Origin of the sequence: Bacillus sp. JJ1609 (assembly GCF_036967045.1) — a bacterium.
Classification (GTDB): Bacteria; Bacillota; Bacilli; order Bacillales; family Cytobacillaceae; genus Mesobacillus.
On record NZ_JBALSS010000018.1, the window covers coordinates 113,703 to 130,304 of the forward strand.

Annotated in this window: 22 protein-coding genes; 17 read left to right on the forward strand and 5 right to left on the reverse strand. The window is 41.5% G+C overall.

Features of this window, described 5'->3' with window-relative positions; translation table 11 throughout:
• The first annotated feature begins 78 nt into the window (after positions 1–78).
• Together splB and V7654_RS14655 are read left to right on the forward strand one after the other, a co-directional pair.
• Positions 79–1,104 (forward strand): spore photoproduct lyase, encoded by a 1,026-nt coding sequence (gene splB, locus V7654_RS14650; RefSeq protein ID WP_335431236.1) that lies wholly within the window; start codon positions 79–81, stop codon positions 1,102–1,104.
• A gap of 90 nt (positions 1,105–1,194) precedes the next feature.
• Entirely contained in the window at positions 1,195–2,079 is an 885-nt protein-coding gene (locus V7654_RS14655; protein WP_335431237.1) for a patatin-like phospholipase family protein, read from the forward strand.
• 10 nt (positions 2,080–2,089) lie between these two features.
• Here V7654_RS14655 and V7654_RS14660 read toward each other — a convergent pair whose 3' ends face one another.
• A complete protein-coding gene (locus tag V7654_RS14660) occupies positions 2,090–2,461 on the reverse strand; it encodes an SA1362 family protein (protein WP_335431238.1) in 372 nt (123 codons plus the stop codon).
• Between the two features lie 372 nt (positions 2,462–2,833).
• Between V7654_RS14660 and V7654_RS14665 the strand changes: the two genes are divergently transcribed.
• The 4 genes from V7654_RS14665 to efp all read left to right on the forward strand — a co-directional run bounded on the left by V7654_RS14665 (position 2,834) and on the right by efp (position 5,520).
• Positions 2,834–3,349: a YqhR family membrane protein gene (locus V7654_RS14665; protein ID WP_335431239.1), complete on the forward strand. Its 516-nt coding sequence runs from the start codon at positions 2,834–2,836 to the stop codon at positions 3,347–3,349.
• A 78-nt stretch (positions 3,350–3,427) separates the two neighbouring features.
• Positions 3,428–3,874: a type II 3-dehydroquinate dehydratase gene (gene aroQ, locus V7654_RS14670; RefSeq protein WP_335431241.1), complete on the forward strand. Its 447-nt coding sequence runs from the start codon at positions 3,428–3,430 to the stop codon at positions 3,872–3,874.
• A gap of 4 nt (positions 3,875–3,878) precedes the next feature.
• A complete protein-coding gene (locus V7654_RS14675; RefSeq protein ID WP_335431242.1) occupies positions 3,879–4,940 on the forward strand; it encodes a M24 family metallopeptidase in 1,062 nt (353 codons plus the stop codon).
• Between the two features lie 22 nt (positions 4,941–4,962).
• Positions 4,963–5,520: an elongation factor P gene (gene efp / locus V7654_RS14680; RefSeq protein ID WP_335431243.1), complete on the forward strand. Its 558-nt coding sequence runs from the start codon at positions 4,963–4,965 to the stop codon at positions 5,518–5,520.
• A gap of 75 nt (positions 5,521–5,595) precedes the next feature.
• On the opposite strand, the gene V7654_RS14685 is transcribed toward efp, so the two are convergent.
• The 3 genes from V7654_RS14685 to V7654_RS14695 form a co-directional block, all read right to left on the reverse strand.
• Positions 5,596–5,958, reverse strand: a complete 363-nt coding sequence (locus V7654_RS14685) for a rhodanese-like domain-containing protein (protein WP_335431245.1) — start codon at positions 5,956–5,958, stop codon at positions 5,596–5,598.
• A 199-nt stretch (positions 5,959–6,157) separates the two neighbouring features.
• Positions 6,158–6,820, reverse strand: a complete 663-nt coding sequence (locus V7654_RS14690) for an SIMPL domain-containing protein (RefSeq protein ID WP_335431246.1) — start codon at positions 6,818–6,820, stop codon at positions 6,158–6,160.
• A gap of 108 nt (positions 6,821–6,928) precedes the next feature.
• Positions 6,929–7,081 carry a hypothetical protein gene (locus V7654_RS14695; protein ID WP_335431247.1) on the reverse strand — a complete coding sequence of 51 codons (153 nt, stop codon included), beginning with the start codon at positions 7,079–7,081 and terminating at the stop codon, positions 6,929–6,931.
• Between the two features lie 137 nt (positions 7,082–7,218).
• Between V7654_RS14695 and spoIIIAA the strand changes: the two genes are divergently transcribed.
• From spoIIIAA to V7654_RS14735, 8 genes are read left to right on the forward strand one after another with little or no spacing between them, the layout of a single operon-like run.
• Positions 7,219–8,142 carry a stage III sporulation protein AA gene (spoIIIAA, locus tag V7654_RS14700; protein WP_335431248.1) on the forward strand — a complete coding sequence of 308 codons (924 nt, stop codon included), beginning with the start codon at positions 7,219–7,221 and terminating at the stop codon, positions 8,140–8,142.
• Positions 8,143–8,658 carry a stage III sporulation protein SpoIIIAB gene (spoIIIAB, locus tag V7654_RS14705; RefSeq protein WP_335375842.1) on the forward strand — a complete coding sequence of 172 codons (516 nt, stop codon included), beginning with the start codon at positions 8,143–8,145 and terminating at the stop codon, positions 8,656–8,658.
• 19 nt (positions 8,659–8,677) lie between these two features.
• Positions 8,678–8,884 (forward strand): stage III sporulation protein AC, encoded by a 207-nt coding sequence (gene spoIIIAC, locus V7654_RS14710; protein ID WP_009794945.1) that lies wholly within the window; start codon positions 8,678–8,680, stop codon positions 8,882–8,884.
• Positions 8,885–8,898: 14 nt separating this feature from the next.
• Positions 8,899–9,288: a stage III sporulation protein AD gene (spoIIIAD, locus tag V7654_RS14715; protein WP_335375880.1), complete on the forward strand. Its 390-nt coding sequence runs from the start codon at positions 8,899–8,901 to the stop codon at positions 9,286–9,288.
• A gap of 30 nt (positions 9,289–9,318) precedes the next feature.
• Entirely contained in the window at positions 9,319–10,518 is a 1,200-nt protein-coding gene (spoIIIAE, locus tag V7654_RS14720) for a stage III sporulation protein AE (RefSeq protein ID WP_335431250.1), read from the forward strand.
• Between the two features lie 10 nt (positions 10,519–10,528).
• A complete protein-coding gene (spoIIIAF, locus tag V7654_RS14725; RefSeq protein WP_335431252.1) occupies positions 10,529–11,161 on the forward strand; it encodes a stage III sporulation protein AF in 633 nt (210 codons plus the stop codon).
• The gene (gene spoIIIAG / locus V7654_RS14730) at positions 11,151–11,813 is read left to right on the forward strand and encodes a stage III sporulation protein AG (RefSeq protein ID WP_335431254.1); all 663 of its coding nucleotides are present in this window, start codon (positions 11,151–11,153) and stop codon (positions 11,811–11,813) included. The genes spoIIIAF and spoIIIAG overlap by 11 nt, the downstream gene beginning before the upstream one ends.
• A gap of 3 nt (positions 11,814–11,816) precedes the next feature.
• A complete protein-coding gene (locus tag V7654_RS14735) occupies positions 11,817–12,365 on the forward strand; it encodes a SpoIIIAH-like family protein (RefSeq protein ID WP_335431256.1) in 549 nt (182 codons plus the stop codon).
• 32 nt (positions 12,366–12,397) lie between these two features.
• On the opposite strand, the gene V7654_RS14740 is transcribed toward V7654_RS14735, so the two are convergent.
• The gene (locus tag V7654_RS14740; protein WP_335431258.1) at positions 12,398–13,879 is read right to left on the reverse strand and encodes a methyl-accepting chemotaxis protein; all 1,482 of its coding nucleotides are present in this window, start codon (positions 13,877–13,879) and stop codon (positions 12,398–12,400) included.
• A 217-nt stretch (positions 13,880–14,096) separates the two neighbouring features.
• Between V7654_RS14740 and accB the strand changes: the two genes are divergently transcribed.
• From accB to V7654_RS14755, 3 genes are read left to right on the forward strand one after another with little or no spacing between them, the layout of a single operon-like run.
• Positions 14,097–14,600: an acetyl-CoA carboxylase biotin carboxyl carrier protein gene (gene accB, locus V7654_RS14745; protein WP_335431260.1), complete on the forward strand. Its 504-nt coding sequence runs from the start codon at positions 14,097–14,099 to the stop codon at positions 14,598–14,600.
• 12 nt (positions 14,601–14,612) lie between these two features.
• On the forward strand, positions 14,613–15,968 hold the full coding sequence (gene accC, locus V7654_RS14750; RefSeq protein ID WP_335431261.1) for an acetyl-CoA carboxylase biotin carboxylase subunit: 1,356 nt from the start codon (positions 14,613–14,615) through the stop codon (positions 15,966–15,968).
• A gap of 14 nt (positions 15,969–15,982) precedes the next feature.
• A complete protein-coding gene (locus V7654_RS14755) occupies positions 15,983–16,393 on the forward strand; it encodes an Asp23/Gls24 family envelope stress response protein (RefSeq protein WP_207499945.1) in 411 nt (136 codons plus the stop codon).
• The last annotated feature ends 209 nt before the right edge of the window (positions 16,394–16,602 follow it).

The window sequence follows — 16,602 nt, forward strand, 5'->3', positions numbered from 1 at the left end:
ATATTTTTTCCATCCTCATTTTGCATTTCTGCCCATAATAACTGTAATGAATTATGGAATGAAATGAGGAATCTTAACATGAAGGCATTTGTACCCCAATTAGTCTATATCGAGCCACAGGCTCTTGAATACCCGCTTGGCAGAGAACTGAAAGAAAAGTTTGTGAAAATGGGTTTGGAAATAAAGGAAACGACCTCCCATAACCAGGTTCGGGGCATTCCTGGTGAGAATGAGCTACAGCAATACCGGAACGCTAAATCTACTCTGGTTGTTGGTGTCCGAAGAACGCTGAAGTTCGATACATCAAAGCCATCTGCTGAGTACGCAATACCGCTTGCAACAGGCTGCATGGGGCATTGCCATTATTGCTACCTGCAGACGACACTTGGGAGCAAGCCGTATATCCGTACTTATGTGAACCTAGATGAAATATTCAATCAGGCACAAAAATATATGGATGAAAGGAAGCCAGAAATAACCCGGTTTGAAGCTGCATGTACTTCCGATATCGTTGGAATTGACCATTTGACTCATGCTTTGAAGAAAACAATTGAGTTCATCGGCCAAACAGAATACGGTCAATTGCGCTTCGTCACAAAATACCATCATGTCGATCATTTATTGGATGCCAAGCATAATGGTAAAACGAGATTCCGTTTTAGTGTAAACGCACGCTATGTAATCAAGAACTTTGAGCCAGGCACATCTTCCTTCGACGAACGGCTAGAGGCGGCCAGGAAGGTAGCAGGGGCCGGCTATCCGCTAGGTTTTATTGTTGCGCCTATTTATATCCATGAAGGCTGGAGAGAAGGGTACCATGAATTGTTTGAAAGACTGAGCCATTCATTAGAAGGGGTGGATTTGACAGGCTTGAGCTTTGAACTGATCCAGCACCGTTTTACAAAACCAGCTAAAAATGTGATTCAAAAACGGTACCCAAAATCAAAGCTGGAAATGGATGAAGAAAAACGAAAGTATAAATGGGGGCGCTACGGAATCGGAAAGTATGTATATCAAACGGATGAAGCCAAGGATCTTGAAAACACGATTCGCGGATATATTCATTCGTTCTTCCCGGAAGCGGAGATTCAATACTTCACATAATATAAAATTTTTAACTTGTACGCCGTACTATTTTACAAAATGTGCGCTTAAAGATGTAACAATGGGATTACATCGACGGGAGTGGCTCATATGTATATAGACGGCGTTTTTTCCGGCGGAGGAATCAAAGGATTTGCGTTGATCGGTGCCTGTGCTGCAGTTGAGGAAAGAGGGTTCAGATTTAAACGGGTGGCTGGTACAAGTGCCGGGTCATTGGTGGCAGGAATGCTTGCTGCTGGGTATACGAGCACAGAAATGGCAAGGCTTGTTGGTGAGCTGAACCTTAAGAAATTTCTCGACTCAAGAAAAACGATTATCCCTTCAGCACTGACTAAGTGGCTGTTTGTATATTGGCGTATGGGATTGTACAAGGGGGATGAACTGGAATGCTGGATCGCAGAAATACTTGCCGCGAGAGGGTTGCGGACATTTGGTGATCTGGCTCCGGATGCACTTAGAATCATCGCTTCAGATTTAACGAATGGAAGATTATTGATCCTTCCTGATGATCTTCCGAAGTACGGAATCGACCCAAGAACTTTTCCCGTAGCAAGGGCAATAAGGATGAGCTGCAGTCTGCCTTTCTTTTTTGAACCGGTAAAACTAAGGGACCGCATCAGTACGAATATCGTTGTGGATGGTGGTGTATTGAGCAATTTTCCAATGTGGCTATTTGATAAGGATAATGTGAAAAAAGTGCGGCCGGTACTCGGAGTGCAGCTCAGCCATCATTTAACGCAGCAGCCAACAAACAAAATCAAAAATGCCTTGCAAATGTTCGATGCATTATTTGAAACGATGAAAGATGCGCATGACTCCAGATATATTTCGCGCAAACATGAAAAAAGTATTATTTTCATACCGACTGAAGGGTCATTGACGACTGAATTTCAGCTGACTAATGAAAAAAAATTAGAGCTGATCGAACTAGGTAAAAAAAACGCAGATAAATTCTTTAAATCCTGGTGCTATTAAAAAAATCGGGCTAAAACGAAGCCCGATTTTTTTTCTTGCTTTTTTTTCCATCAATTACAGTTAAATGGGATGCATCCTTTTTCTTGTTGCGTGCAGATGCCAGGGACCTAATTTTAGAGCGCTTAGATGAAGAACTCGTTTCTTTTGCCTGGAACCGTTTCTTGGACCGCTTAGCCGCTTTTACAAATGCTCGCTGTTGCTGCTTTCCAGGGCTGCTTCCAGAAAAACGTCTTACTAGATAATAAATCACTGCACCGACCAATGCGACAACAGCAAGGGTTTTAATAACACCAACAGGATCGCTTATCAATTTCGATACTATTCCGATAATTGAAAGGACAATGAGTCCTGTAACCAAATACTTAGAAGTTCGATTATTCAAAGTAAGCCACCTCCCTAAAAGCATCATGAGCATTTTTTTAGTCTTTTAAACTAGCTAACGCTTACTTTATACAATTTCTTCGGTTTTATACTATTCTCCTGCTTCTTTTTCCTTTTTTAGAAGCGCTTTAAACGAGAGAATGAAAGTTAACATTTGTTTCAAGGAAATAAACGACTAAAGAAACCTTATGTCTAAAGTTAAGGACGATATAACTCATAAAAATAAATGAAGAGATCTTTAAATACCTTAACTTTATTTTACTAAAAAAAAGCATAAACAACTATATGCTATCTGACCTCATCACAACATTTTTATCCAGTTCATGCAATTGATTTCTTTCTCCGGGACATACTAAAAACGGAGGTGCAACTAATGGCAGAAAATCATGAAAACCTTGAGCAAAATCAACGGGAAAAACCTATGTCTTTCCTCACGTTGACGATTATTACAGGATTATTTGGCGGGATATTTTGGAGTGCCCTGGCATACTTAGCCTATATTTTCAATTTTACTGAGATACGACCAAATGTCATTCTTGAGCCATGGGCATTGGGAAAATGGAAAGAGCAGTGGCTAGGAACGGTTATCTCGATCATTGCAATCGGTCTTTTTTCAATCGGTGCCGCACTTGTTTATTATGCAGCAATGAGAAAAATTAAATCCATATGGGCAGGTGCCGCTTTTGGATTAGTGTTATTTTTGCTTGTATTTTATGTCTTAAATCCAATATTCCCGGGGATTAAGCCGTTCTGGGACCTATCGAGGAACACCTTAATTACGTCTGCTTGTTTTTATATCCTCTATGGTGTTTTTGTTGGCTATTCGATTTCCTATGAGGAACAGGAAATCCGTAACAGGGAGAAAAAACATAAAGAGGTTCCTTCTTAAGCATGTCTAAGTAGTTTTCACGAATTTAGTTATGTTAGAATGTTCTTAATGAACATTCTTTTTTTACGGGAGCTTTGTATGAGAAAAATACTTCTGCTTAACGGGCCCAATTTAAACCGTCTGGGAAAAAGGGAACCGGGAATATATGGTAGCAAGACGCTGAAGGATTTGGAGAACAGAATAATTGCGCTTGGTGCAGAAATGCAGCTGGAGGTTATTTGTTATCAATCCAATCATGAAGGAGAATTGATAGACAAACTTCATGAGGCGGAAGATACTGGTGTTGAAGGCATCATTTTTAACCCGGGGGCATTTACGCATTATAGTTATGCCATCAGGGATGCGATAGCAGGAATAAATTGTCCCGTTATCGAAGTACATATTTCAAATGTTTATGAAAGAGAAGCGTTCAGGCACAAATCTGTCATAGCTCCTGTTTCAAAAGGGCAAATTGCCGGTCTTGGCCTAATTGGCTATGAATTGGCGCTTGAAGCTTTCAAAAGGGAAGAAAAAGGGGAGGAATAAGGTTATGGAAAAGATACAAAAATTGCGCGCAACCTTTGAAACACTCGGCATAGATGGAATGCTAGTAACAAGTGAATATAACCGACGTTATATGACTGGGTTCACAGGTTCTGCTGGCATGGTGTTAATCACTAATGAAAAAGCTTTATTTATTACTGATTTCCGTTATACAGAGCAGGCAGCCAAGCAATGCGAAGGCTACGATGTGGTCCTTCATAAAGGACTCATCCAGGATGAGGTTGCGGCCCAGACGAAAAACCTTGGAATTAAGAAGCTGGGATTTGAACAAGATCATGTTACATATTCAGCGTTCAAAACCTTTGATAAGGCGATTGAAGCTGAGCTTGTACCTGTATCGAGTGAAATTGAAAAGTTACGCTTGATTAAGACTGATTCAGAGATTAAGATATTAAAGGAAGCAGCAGCCATTGCAGATGCTGCGTTTACACATATACTTGAGTTTATCCGTCCAGGGAGAACAGAGCTGGAGGTATCGAATAAACTAGAATTCTTCATGAGAAAGCAGGGAGCTACTTCTTCTTCATTTGATATTATCGTAGCCTCAGGTTACCGTTCTGCCCTTCCACACGGTGTGGCAAGTGACAAGGTGATTGAAGCTGGAGACTTTGTTACCCTTGATTATGGTGCTTATTATAAAGGTTATGTTTCTGATATTACGCGTACTGTTTCAGTTGGCAAACCAGCTGATAAGCTGAAGGAAATCTATGACATCGTTCTTGAAGCCCAGCTTCGAGGCATGGCAGGGATTAAGCCTGGAATGTTAGGCAAAGAAGCCGACGCGCTGACTAGAAATTTTATCACAGAAAAAGGATATGGAGAATATTTCGGACATTCAACTGGACATGGCATTGGCCTCGAAGTACATGAGGGTCCTGGACTTTCATCTAGATCTGAAACAGTACTGGAGCCAGGTATGGTTGTTACAGTAGAACCGGGAATCTATATCGCTGGCCTTGGCGGAGTCCGAATTGAAGACGATACCGTGATTACATTAGACCATAACGAGTCCCTGACACATTCAACAAAAGAACTCATCATACTTTAAGACGACACTAGGAGGACAAACAATGATTTCAGTAAACGATTTTCGTACTGGTTTAACAATCGAAGTGGATAATGGCATTTGGCGTGTACTTGATTTCCAACACGTAAAGCCGGGAAAAGGAGCAGCGTTTGTACGCTCAAAGCTTCGTAACCTTCGTACTGGAGCAATCCAGGAAAAAACTTTCCGCGCTGGAGAAAAAGTAGCAAAAGCGCAGATTGAAAACCGTAAAATGCAATATCTATATGCTAGCGGCGACCAGCATGTGTTCATGGATAATGAGTCTTATGAGCAGATTGAATTACCAGGAAATTCTATCGAATATGAATTGAAATTCCTTAAGGAAAACATGGAAGTACACATTATGACATTTGGCCACGAGACACTTGGGGTTGAACTTCCAAACACTGTTGAGTTAGAAGTAACTGAAACAGAACCGGGGATTAAAGGTGATACTGCTTCTGGCGGAACAAAGCCTGCAATCATGGAAACTGGTCTTTCTGTCCAGGTTCCTTTCTTCATCAACCAAGGTGACAGACTGATCATCAATACAACTGACTCATCTTACGTATCACGTGCTTAATTAAAAACCTGCCTTTTGGCAGGTTTTTTGTTTGGTATAAGAAAAAGCATCTCATTAATTGAGATGCTTGCCAGGTTATTGTTCAATATCATATCTCCACTCATTCATTCCGCCGCTCATGTTGTATATTTTCTTGAATCCATTCTCAGTCAGTACTCCGCTTGCTTTCGTTGAACGGTTTCCGCTTTGGCATACAACAACATATTTTTGTTCTTTATCAAGCTCGGAAAGCATGCCTTCAAGCACCTGCAAAGGCACTAGTTTTGCCCCGGGAATATGCCCTGCGGCAAACTCTTCTGGTGTTCGGACATCAAGCACTTCAACTTCCCCATTGTCGATCATTTCCTTCGCTCCATCAACAGAAACATCTTTATAGGAACCTGCGGAACAGCCGGTAACCAACAATAGAAAGCTGATTGCTGCTAAGATCTTTTTCATGTTTATCGCTCCTTATAAATACTTATAAGGGTATTTTACCTCAAAGGTAGTCATAAAGGTATAACAAATTGTGTCAGCCGTGATTTTTAAAAGACTGCCCGTGCAGGCAGGTAAAAGCGAACCTCCTGTAACGGAAATCACCAGTTAAATTTTGCAAAACCAAAAAGAAAAGCCAGGTTGCGCCCGGCTTTACGTAAAGCTAAACAATAGTATAAGTGGCTTTTAGGGTAGCTTTAATCTCTAGTTTTCCTGGTTCAATTGGTGTTCCGCTGCCTGAGCTCTTTTCGAATGAAGCAACAAGGTAAGGACCGGGTATTGCTTTTTGGGATTCTTCTGTAATGGATAAAATTTGCGGCTGGGTGGTGATGCCAAACGTTCGCGCAATTGTTTGCGCTTTTTTAAAAGAATCAATAACGGCAAGGGATAGAGCCTGACTATAATAGGCCTGTGGGTCCGCAACAGTAAATTGGATGTTCATTACCTCATTTGCACCATTTTTAACAGCTGTGTCGATTACCAAACCGACTTGCTCAGCATTGCGTATTGTTAATGTGTATAGATGGGTAACGCGGTATCCCTGGAATAGCTGTTTGCCGTCTTCATACGTATAAATAGGATCAATTCTGTAATCTGCCGTTTTGATATCGTCTTTTGGAATTCCAATACCTACAAGAGCTGTAATAATATCATTAGCAATTTTAGCATTGTCCGCCTGTGCCTCTTGGAGATTTAGATTCTCTGTCCGGACTCCGAGTGTTGCCGATGCCTTATTTGGGCTTGCCATGACTGACCCTTCACCGTTTACAGTAATCCTTCTTCTATTCTCTGCTCCCCTGAAGCCAGAATATATTCCTTGAGCCATTTTTATCCCTCCAAGCTTTTTTCCTCTTTCTCCTATTCTTATGATTGCTTCTTAATTTCCATCACAAGAGGACATAGGGAATGCTTGAAGAGTAACAATGCATTTCTATTACTCGCCAGCTCCAGGTGCTTTATCGGTATCAGTATTGTTGTTGTACTTCGGGTCAGTCATAGGAGAGTCCTTCAGGCTTCTTGTGCCTCCAAGGTATGTCGCCCGATCATCCCTTTGAACCTTCTGGAATTTTTGATGATCCTCATTCATAATTTTCAACTCCTTTCATGAGGATTATTTTTTACTAATGTCTTTCTGATTACACCTGCAATAATCATAAATCTGGAGGTCATAAAGTGGCCAAGCAGGCATACATATTAATTAAGTGTATGTCAGGAGGATCAATTATGGACGATATCTTCTCTTTTTTGCCGAAACGAATTGCTGAATTGCTGGATACAGTGCCTCCTAATGACAAAGACGGGATGGAAGAAGTGCGGATCAGGATCAACCGTCCGCTGGAAATAACGGTAAGAGGCAAACCGCAATTCTTGCCGTATATCATTCCCCCCGAGGATGCTGTCCAGCTCTTGAACAAGCTTGGACATTTTTCTATGTATACATTGGAAGAAGAACTGAAGCGGGGGTATATCACGATTGCAGGCGGCCATAGAGTGGGGCTGGCGGGCAAGGTGATACTTGAAAATGGCTCAGTAAAAGCCATCAGGGATATTTCTTCATTTAATTTTAGGATCGCCAGGGAAAAAATCGGGATAGCTGAACCGCTCTTGCCCTTTTTATATCAAAATGGCTGGAAGCATACGATGATTATCGGCCCGCCTCAGACTGGGAAGACAACATTGCTGAGGGATATCGCAAGGTTGATTTCCAGTGGTGTACAGCAAAAGAAGCTGCCTCCTCTTAAAGCAGGCATTGTCGATGAAAGATCGGAAATAGCGGGTTGTGTAAAAGGAGTTCCACAGCTCACCTTTGGGCCCAGGGTAGATATTCTCGATTCTTGCCCTAAAGCCGAAGGAATGATGATGATGATCCGATCAATGAGCCCAGATGTCCTGGTTGTGGATGAGATTGGCCGTAAGGAAGATGGGGAGGCAATTCTCGAGGCGGTGAATGCAGGGATCAAGCTGATCATGACAACCCACGGCGATTCCCTCGAGGATATTCAGAAGCGTCCAACATTGAAACCAATCCTTGAGATGGGCATTTTTGATCGATTTGTTGAGCTTAATAGGGTTTCCGGGCCAGGTACCATCACTTCTATAAAAGACGCTAATGGCAAAGAAATCCTGCAAAAAGTGAGAGTGACATAAATGGTGAAAATAATTGGTGCTGTGATGATCATCCTGGCCACGACATGGACAGGTTTTGAGGCATCCAGACATTTAAGTGAACGGCCGCGGCAGCTGCGGCTCTTGAAGTCAGCGTTGCAGTCACTTGAGGCGGAAATCATGTATGGGCACACCCCTCTGCATGAAGCATCAAGGAAACTTGCAGCACAGCTTTCAAAGCCCTTGTCCTGGTTTTTTGAAGCCTTTTCGAAAAAATTGACTGAATCCGAAACGACTGTAAAGTCTGCATGGGAAGAAAGTCTGTCTGAGGTCTGGAAATTAACCGCGTTCAAACAGGGCGAATTTGAGATCATGAAACAATTCGGCGAGACACTTGGAAGACATGACAGGCATTCTCAGCAAAAACAAATTTTGCTTACGATTTCACATTTGGAAAGAGAAGAAACAGATGCCTGCGAAAGGCAGATGAAATACGAAAAAATGGTGAAAAGCATCGGATTTCTATCTGGCTTATTATTAATCATTTTATTGATGTAGCGTTTAGGAGGAGGACAAGATGGGTCTAGAAGTGGATATTATCTTTAAAATCGCAGGTGTTGGCATCGTCGTTGCTTTTTTGCATACAATCCTCGACCAGGTAGGAAAAAAGGAATATGCACAATGGGTAACATTGTTCGGATTCATCTATATACTTTTCATGGTCGCTTCAATTGTTGATGATCTCTTTCAAAAAATTAAATCTGTATTCCTATTTCAAGGGTAAGGGAGGGCTTCGCCATTGAAATCCTTCAAATAGTTGGTGTAGCACTGATTGCAACCTTTCTTGCGCTGATTGTGAAAGAGCAAAAGCCTAACTTTGCATTTTTATTGATTGTTTTTACAGGCTCTGCAATCTTTCTTTTCCTTGTTGATCAAATCTACCAAATCATATTTATGATCCAAAAGCTGGCGGCAAATGCTCGTGTGAATCTTGTTTATGTGGAAACAATCCTGAAAATCATTGGGATAGCATATATTGCAGAATTTGCTGCCCAAATTACGAAAGACGCAGGCCAGGGGGCAATCGCTTCTAAGATTGAACTAGGAGGGAAAATCCTGATCCTTGCTATGGCAATCCCAATACTCACAGTAATGATCGAAACAATCATTCGCTTAATCCCGGGCTGAACTTAGAGTCTCGTATGAAGAGGTGTAAATATGAAGCAGCGGCTGCAGTTCATTCTAGGCATCATTCTTATCCAATTGTTTTTTTTCAGTACGATTGTACAAGCTGCCGGAGAAGAAAATGACTCGAATCTATTGATTAATCCTGATCAAATTGCGAAGTCCCAGCTTGAGAATCTTAATATCGATGAGCTTAAGGGGTTTTGGGAAGATATCATCGATAAATATGACGGTTATTTGCCAGAAAGTCAGAAAGGCAGCTTATATGATTTCATAAGCGGAGAAAAAGAGTTTTCGATGAAGGCCTGGTTTAAAGGCATCCTGAATTTTGCCTTTCATGAATTCATTGTTAATGGAAAGCTCCTAGGATCATTGATTTTGCTTACTGTCTTCAGTATGTTTCTCCAGGCTTTGCAGAATTCCTTTGAAAAAAGCACAATCAGTAAGGTCGCCTATTCGATCGTATTCATGGTCTTGATCATTATTGCCCTCAATAGCTTCCATGTGGTCGTCGATTACACGAATGACGCAATTGGGACGATGATTCAATTCATACTTGCCTTAATACCGCTCTTGCTTGCATTAATGGCGACTTCTGGAGGTTTGATATCGGCAGCTTTCTTCCATCCAGTGATCATTTTTATGATGAATACGAGCGGTATGTTTATTCAGTATGTTGTACTGCCGCTATTATTTCTGTCGACACTGCTTAGCATTGTCAGCATATTGTCTGAGCACTACAAGGTCACTCAGCTAGCCAGCATGCTTAGGAATTGGAGTGTTGGCCTGCTCGGAATATTGTTGACCGTGTTTCTTGGAGTTATTTCAGTACAAGGAGCATCAGCGGCTGTGACCGACGGCGTAACCGTGAAGACGGCAAAATTTATTACCGGGAATTTTGTGCCTGTCATCGGCCGGGTTTTCACAGATGCAACGGATACAGTCATCAGTGCATCGATGCTGCTGAAAAATACAGTTGGCCTCGCAGGGGTAGCAATTCTATTGATCATTGCCGCATTTCCAGCCGTCAAAATTCTGATGGTTGCCTTCATATATAAATTCGCAGCAGCTATTCTGCAGCCATTAGGCGGGGGTCCTGTCATTACATGCCTGGATATCATCAGCAAAAGCATCATATACGTATTTGCTGCTTTGGGAATTGTCTCATTGATGTTTTTCCTGACGATTACAGTCATTATCGCCGCCGGAAATTTAACGATGATGGTGAGATAGGGGGAGAAGGATGGATTTTTTAAAAGAGTGGGTTACGAATATCATCATTTTTATCCTCCTGGCAACTGTCCTGGATATGCTGCTGCCGAATTCAAGCTTCCAGAAATACACTAAGATCGTAACTGGCCTGATTTTGATCGCCATTATCCTTTCACCAATTATGAAACTCTTCACAACTGATTTTGAAACAGCAATCGCTTCGATTAGCCAATTTAATAGTCAGGATGAAGAAAAAAATATAAAAAGTTCAATAGAAATTCAGAAAAAAGAAATACAAGCATCCCAGCATGCATATATTTTAGAAACAATGGCTGTCCAATTAAAAACAGCCGCAGAGGAGGAGTTGATGGAGAAGCAAGGAATGGAGATTGCTAATATCGAGCTTGAAGTAAATGATCAGGATCAGCGGCCTTTCCCAGAAAACCTTCAATATGTCATCGTGCATGTGAAGGAAGCAGAAAATGAGGGAGAGACTGTGGCAGTAGTAAGAGAAGTAGAAATTGATACAGACGCACCCCTTCCATCAAAACAAACCTCTAAGAATACAGATCAAATATCTTCTCTTCTGTCAGAAAAATGGAACGTTCCTGAAAGCACTATTCAAATAATGATAGAAGGGGGGAGTGACGAACATGGACAATGAAAAAGGTCCTTTGACCTGGCTTAAAAAGCTATTGGGGAGCAAAGATGGGCCGCCTGGTAAGAAATCAGGCAAATATCAGTATTTGATGATAGTAGTCCTCTTCGGTACCGCCATCATGCTAATGGGAAATATACTCGGTGATAAAAATCCTGCTGATGCAGTTGTCCCAGCAGTGAAGGAAGCTGGATCTGAGGAAGATACTGCTGTATTCGGCCAGAAAAAAAATGCTGGAAATGACGTCATTTCCGATTATGAAGAAGCCTATGAAGCCCAGCTTACAGAAATGCTGGAGGGAATAAACGGCGTAGGAGATGTAACCGTTTTTGTCAATGTTGATGCAACTGATAAAAAGGTTCTGGAAAAAAATACGAACATCCAATCCCAGACTACAAACGAAACCGACCGTGAAGGCGGTACGCGGAAAGTCGAGGAGGCTTCAAAGGATGAGCAGCTTGTTTTAGTACGGAATGGTGAAAAAGAGGTTCCACTTGTCCTTGAGACCAAGAAACCAGAAATTAGAGGTGTTCTGGTTGTGGCAAAGGGAGCTGAAAATATACAAATCAAAAAGTGGATCATCGAGGCTGTCACAAGAGCGCTGGATGTTCCCAATCACCGCGTGGCAGTAATGCCTAAAAAATCTAAGGGGGATTAATAGATGTTATTAAAAAAGCAAACTGTATGGTTATTGACAATGCTAAGCCTAGTGGTCGTACTTTCGGTGTATTACATTACTTCACCTGAGCAGCAAAAGGGGGCTGATCTTGCTGGAGTAGAACAGAAACAGACAGACAATAAAGAAACTGCAGCAACTGAATCTAAGGATGGATCAACAGTGATTTCAGGAATTGCAAGCGATGAAAAGTTTGAAGCTTTGCGTATGAGCCTCGAAGAAAAGCGTACAGAAATGAAGGAAGACCTTCAGACAATCTTAGCTTCAACTGACCTTCCTGCTGAAGAACGCAGCAATGCAATTGAAAAGATGAACCAACTGGATGAAATCGCACAAAAAGAAGGGGTACTTGAAACATTAATCAAATCAATGGGATATGAAGATGCATTGGTTCGTGCAGATGGTGAAAACGTCAGAATTACAGTAAAAGCAAAAGATCATTCTGCTTCAGCTGCAAATGAAATCATCCAGATGGTAAGGACTGAACTTGGATCACTTCAGCCTGTAGCAGTTTCATTTGAACCATCTAAATAAGATGCACAAAAGGGAAAGCGAATGCTTTCCCTTTAACTTTGATGCAATTTTAATAAATTATCTAATGATTCGTGCGCGACTTCTACTGATTTAAATAATTGTTCATGATGCTGGCTTTGAACATGTGCTGCTGATGAAATTTCCTCCAGTGCGGCACTGGCCTGCTGAATGACTGAGCTGAACCCGGCGATTGTTCCTTCGATCGCTATAGACGATTCAAGGATGCTTCTTGTAAATGTATCCTGCTCCGAAATGTCGCTTTTTAAATTTTTAAATACGTAATGAATCGTATCGAATGCTTCCATTGTTTCTGCTGCTAGCTCCAGATTTTGAGTGAGCCTTTCAGCAGTGAAGTTTACGCCTTCCTTCGTTCTTGATGTATCAATCATGACGCTCTTTAAATTATCCGTTATCTGGGTTGCGGTGCTGCTCGTGATGTCTGCGAGTTTTCTCACTTCATCTGCTACTACTGCGAATCCTTTGCCGCTTTCGCCTGCGCGGGCTGCCTCAATGGAAGCATTTAAAGCCAGAAGATTTGTCTGAGCTGCAATCCCTTGTATATCTGATGCAAAATTGGATGTTTCTTTCACCAGGGAAGAAAGCGACAGGATATGTTGATTCACAGATTTCATGTTTTCAAATGAAGAGGTCAATTCTTTAATCAGCCTCCTCATTAATTCATCGCCTTTATCAGATACCTTCTCAGCTGACATTGCATCCTGATGGAGCTTTTCCACCAGTGATGATGTCCTTGATATGTCCTGGTTGGTTCTTTCTAGAGTCTGGGTTATGTCGATGATCGAATCAGATTGAATATGGATGCCGGCTGAGATTTCTGTAACTGAATGTGTCATCTCAATCGAAGACTCGTAGTTTTCCCGACTCATTAATTTTACATCATCAATCAGGTTTGATATGCTTTTTGTATTATTCTCAATTATTTTTCTTGTCTCTAAGTCTTTCAATAACAAGCTTTCAGATTCCTGTTGGGCCAAAACGATTGTCTCAGCCAGCTTATTGGAAATGGAAAACTGGAAGCTCAGCATGACGGTAATCAACATATACAACAGATAAATCGTCACATAATTTTTTGTTTCTAGCGGCAATTCATGTTGGTGAAGATAGGTGAATATTGTAATAATCGCAAATCCTAAACTTGAACCTAGCAAAAGAATTTTCCGGTCCATGTAAATGGCTGCTGTTGCAAGGATGAAATACAGCAATATATAAGCAGTAGGCGAAACGCTCGTCTCCATGATCAGGAATAATACGCCAGAGACGATAACAACAGATAGGTATGGGATGAAGGCAGTCAGCTTCTTGAGATAATGAAGGATTGCCACTATCCCTACTCCTGCCCCGCCGCCTGCTATGATAGAAAGAATCACAGCAAGGTCTTTCTTCATTGCAATATCAACTGCCGCTGCCAGTATGACAGAAACCAGAGTGGCTTTAACAATCAATGAATTCTTTCTTGCCAGATCCTCTATCTTAATTTCTTCAATATTTTTCATTAAGTGTCTTCTCCTCTACAATTCAAGCTATTGTTATATTCGCTAAAAATTTTGCGATTCCTGTCGAATGAATTCACTTTTTTTTCAGAAAATATTAAAATGAATGAGAAAGGCAAGTAAGAGAGAAGATTATCGTAACATATTGAATTTGTACATGATATTATCGTATAGTATTAGTATCTAGTCTTAATTATGAAATGGACAAGGGGTGCCCAAAATGTTAAAAGTTCAAGAAATCAGAGAGTTAATTAAATTGGTAGATCAATCGAGCATAGACGAGTTTTCATACGAGTATGAAGGATCAAAAATAAAAATGAAAAAGCATGGAGCAGAGAAAAAGCTCGAGCAGGTTCAGCAACCTGTTTCATTCCCTGCACCACAGCCAGTTGCAGCAGTACAAGAGCCAGTTAAGCCAGAGACTAAGGTTGAAGCGGCAGCTGTCCAGGAAGTGAAGCAGGAAGAAGCAAAGGATACTTCAAACTTACATAAAATCGTTTCTCCGATGGTTGGAACTTTCTATCAATCTTCCTCACCTGATGCAGAGGCTTATGTAAAAGAAGGTTCAAAGGTCAGCAAGGATTCCATTGTGTGCATCGTTGAGGCTATGAAGCTGTTTAACGAAATTGAAGCCGAAATAAATGGGGAAATTGTTGAAGTTCTTGCAAAAGACGGGCAGCTTGTTGAATACGGCCAGCCTTTATTCTTGGTCAAGCCCGAATAAGGAGCGATATGAATGATAAAAAAATTATTGATAGCCAACAGAGGAGAAATTGCAGTCCGAGTTATTCGTGCCTGCCGGGAGCTTGGAGTTGAATCAGTTGCGGTTTTTTCAGAAGCAGACAGGGAATCACTTCATGTACAGCTCGCTGATGAAGCCTATTGCATTGGTCCGAAAGCTTCAAAGGACAGCTATTTAAATTTCACCAATATTATTAGCGTAGCAAAATTGACAGGCTGCGATGCTATCCATCCAGGATATGGTTTCCTCGCTGAAAACGCCGATTTTGCAGAGCTTTGCAGAGAATGCAATATCATATTCGTCGGTCCAACTCCAGAAGCGATTCAGAAAATGGGGACGAAGGACGTTGCAAGGGAAACGATGAAGGAAGCGAATGTACCGATTGTACCAGGCTCACAGGGAATCATCGAAAGTACGGATGATGCTATCAGCCTTGCTAATGATATTGGTTATCCAGTTATCATCAAAGCGACTGCCGGCGGAGGTGGAAAAGGCATCCGTGTAGCAAGAACAGAACAGGAAATGATAAAAGGAATCAATATAACACAGCAGGAAGCTATGACTGCGTTTGGAAATCCAGGCGTATATATCGAAAAGTACATTGAAGACTTCCGACATGTAGAAATCCAGGTGCTGGCTGACAACTACGGGAATACCATCCATCTTGGTGAACGCGATTGTTCAATCCAAAGACGCCTGCAAAAATTGCTTGAAGAAACACCTTCTCCTGCCTTGGATGGTGAAATCAGGGCTGAAATGGGCGAAGCAGCTGTAAAAGCGGCCAAAGCAGTTGATTATTCAGGTGCCGGCACGGTAGAATTTATATATGATTATCGCAATCGCAAATTTTATTTCATGGAAATGAATACACGCATCCAGGTTGAACACCCTGTTACGGAAATGGTTACTGGTGTCGACTTGATCAAGGAACAGATTAAAATAGCATCAGGAGAAAGGCTGAACCTTAAACAGGAAGATGTGCAATTTAACGGCTGGGCAATTGAGTGCCGCATTAATGCAGAGAATCCTGCGAAAAATTTCATGCCTTCTGCCGGTAAAATTAAAATGTACCTGCCTCCAGGCGGTTTTGGTGTTAGAATAGATTCAGCGGCATATCCCGGCTATACGATTCCGCCTTACTATGATTCAATGATAGCGAAGGTTATAACTTACGGAAGCAGCCGTGAAGAAGCGATTGACCGCATGAAGAGGGCCCTCAGCGAATTTGTGGTAGAAGGGATCCATACGACGATTCCATTCCATCTTAAGCTGCTGAACCATGAGGAGTTCGTGGAAGGGCAATTCAATACGAAATTCTTGGAAACACACGATTTAATGAGAGAAGAATAATAGGAGGTCTAGCCATGAGTGAACAGCAACATTTACTTGAAATGAGTCATGATGAAAACGGCTTAGGAAAAGTAGAAATTGCACCTGAAGTAATTGAAGTCATTGCAAGCATTGCTGCATCAGAAGTAGAAGGCGTAATGCAAATGCGCGGCAGCTTTGCTGCAGGCGTCGTTGAAAGACTGGGAAAGAAAAATCACGGCAAAGGTGTAAAGGTTGAACTTGCTGAAGAAGGAATCAAGGTCGACGTATATTGCGTGATGAAATTTGGTGTGTCCATTCCGGTAGTTGCTCAGAAAATCCAGGATAACATCCGCCAGGCGTTATTGAACATGACAGCACTTGACGCAACTGAAGTAAATATCCATGTCGTTGGTATTCAATTCGAAAACCAAAAAGTGGAACCAGAAGTAGAACAAGAAATTTGATAGCGGAACCAAAGGCATATTTTGTGTGCCTTTGGTTTTTTTGTTTTGGTGTGTAAGGTGCCAATTTCATAAAACTGTTGATTGGAGCGGAAATCAACTTATTAAAATTAACAAAGTATACGAAAACAGCTTTTTAAAAAAGCTGTACAGTTTGTCGACAAAGATTCAGTTCACCCAATCAGTTATTGAAACCCTGTTGATTGGAGTGG

Bases quoted from the DNA above. Each gene is read 5' to 3' on its own strand.
- V7654_RS14690 (WP_335431246.1), bottom strand. From the start codon at position 6,820: ATGGCTCAAGGAATATATTCTGGCTTCAGGGGAGCAGAGAATAGAAGA.
- accB (WP_335431260.1), top strand. From the start codon at position 14,097: ATGTTAAAAGTTCAAGAAATCAGAGAGTTAATTAAATTGGTAGATCAA.
- spoIIIAE (WP_335431250.1), top strand. From the start codon at position 9,319: ATGAAGCAGCGGCTGCAGTTCATTCTAGGCATCATTCTTATCCAATTG.
- aroQ (WP_335431241.1), top strand. From the start codon at position 3,428: ATGAGAAAAATACTTCTGCTTAACGGGCCCAATTTAAACCGTCTGGGA.
- V7654_RS14675 (WP_335431242.1), top strand. From the start codon at position 3,879: ATGGAAAAGATACAAAAATTGCGCGCAACCTTTGAAACACTCGGCATA.
- V7654_RS14755 (WP_207499945.1), top strand. From the start codon at position 15,983: ATGAGTGAACAGCAACATTTACTTGAAATGAGTCATGATGAAAACGGC.
- V7654_RS14695 (WP_335431247.1), bottom strand. From the start codon at position 7,081: ATGAATGAGGATCATCAAAAATTCCAGAAGGTTCAAAGGGATGATCGG.
- spoIIIAC (WP_009794945.1), top strand. From the start codon at position 8,678: ATGGGTCTAGAAGTGGATATTATCTTTAAAATCGCAGGTGTTGGCATC.
- spoIIIAF (WP_335431252.1), top strand. From the start codon at position 10,529: ATGGATTTTTTAAAAGAGTGGGTTACGAATATCATCATTTTTATCCTC.
- V7654_RS14685 (WP_335431245.1), bottom strand. From the start codon at position 5,958: ATGAAAAAGATCTTAGCAGCAATCAGCTTTCTATTGTTGGTTACCGGC.
- spoIIIAG (WP_335431254.1), top strand. From the start codon at position 11,151: ATGGACAATGAAAAAGGTCCTTTGACCTGGCTTAAAAAGCTATTGGGG.
- splB (WP_335431236.1), top strand. From the start codon at position 79: ATGAAGGCATTTGTACCCCAATTAGTCTATATCGAGCCACAGGCTCTT.
- spoIIIAA (WP_335431248.1), top strand. From the start codon at position 7,219: ATGGACGATATCTTCTCTTTTTTGCCGAAACGAATTGCTGAATTGCTG.
- V7654_RS14740 (WP_335431258.1), bottom strand. From the start codon at position 13,879: ATGAAAAATATTGAAGAAATTAAGATAGAGGATCTGGCAAGAAAGAAT.
- V7654_RS14655 (WP_335431237.1), top strand. From the start codon at position 1,195: ATGTATATAGACGGCGTTTTTTCCGGCGGAGGAATCAAAGGATTTGCG.
- V7654_RS14735 (WP_335431256.1), top strand. From the start codon at position 11,817: ATGTTATTAAAAAAGCAAACTGTATGGTTATTGACAATGCTAAGCCTA.
- accC (WP_335431261.1), top strand. From the start codon at position 14,613: ATGATAAAAAAATTATTGATAGCCAACAGAGGAGAAATTGCAGTCCGA.
- efp (WP_335431243.1), top strand. From the start codon at position 4,963: ATGATTTCAGTAAACGATTTTCGTACTGGTTTAACAATCGAAGTGGAT.
- V7654_RS14665 (WP_335431239.1), top strand. From the start codon at position 2,834: ATGGCAGAAAATCATGAAAACCTTGAGCAAAATCAACGGGAAAAACCT.
- spoIIIAB (WP_335375842.1), top strand. From the start codon at position 8,143: ATGGTGAAAATAATTGGTGCTGTGATGATCATCCTGGCCACGACATGG.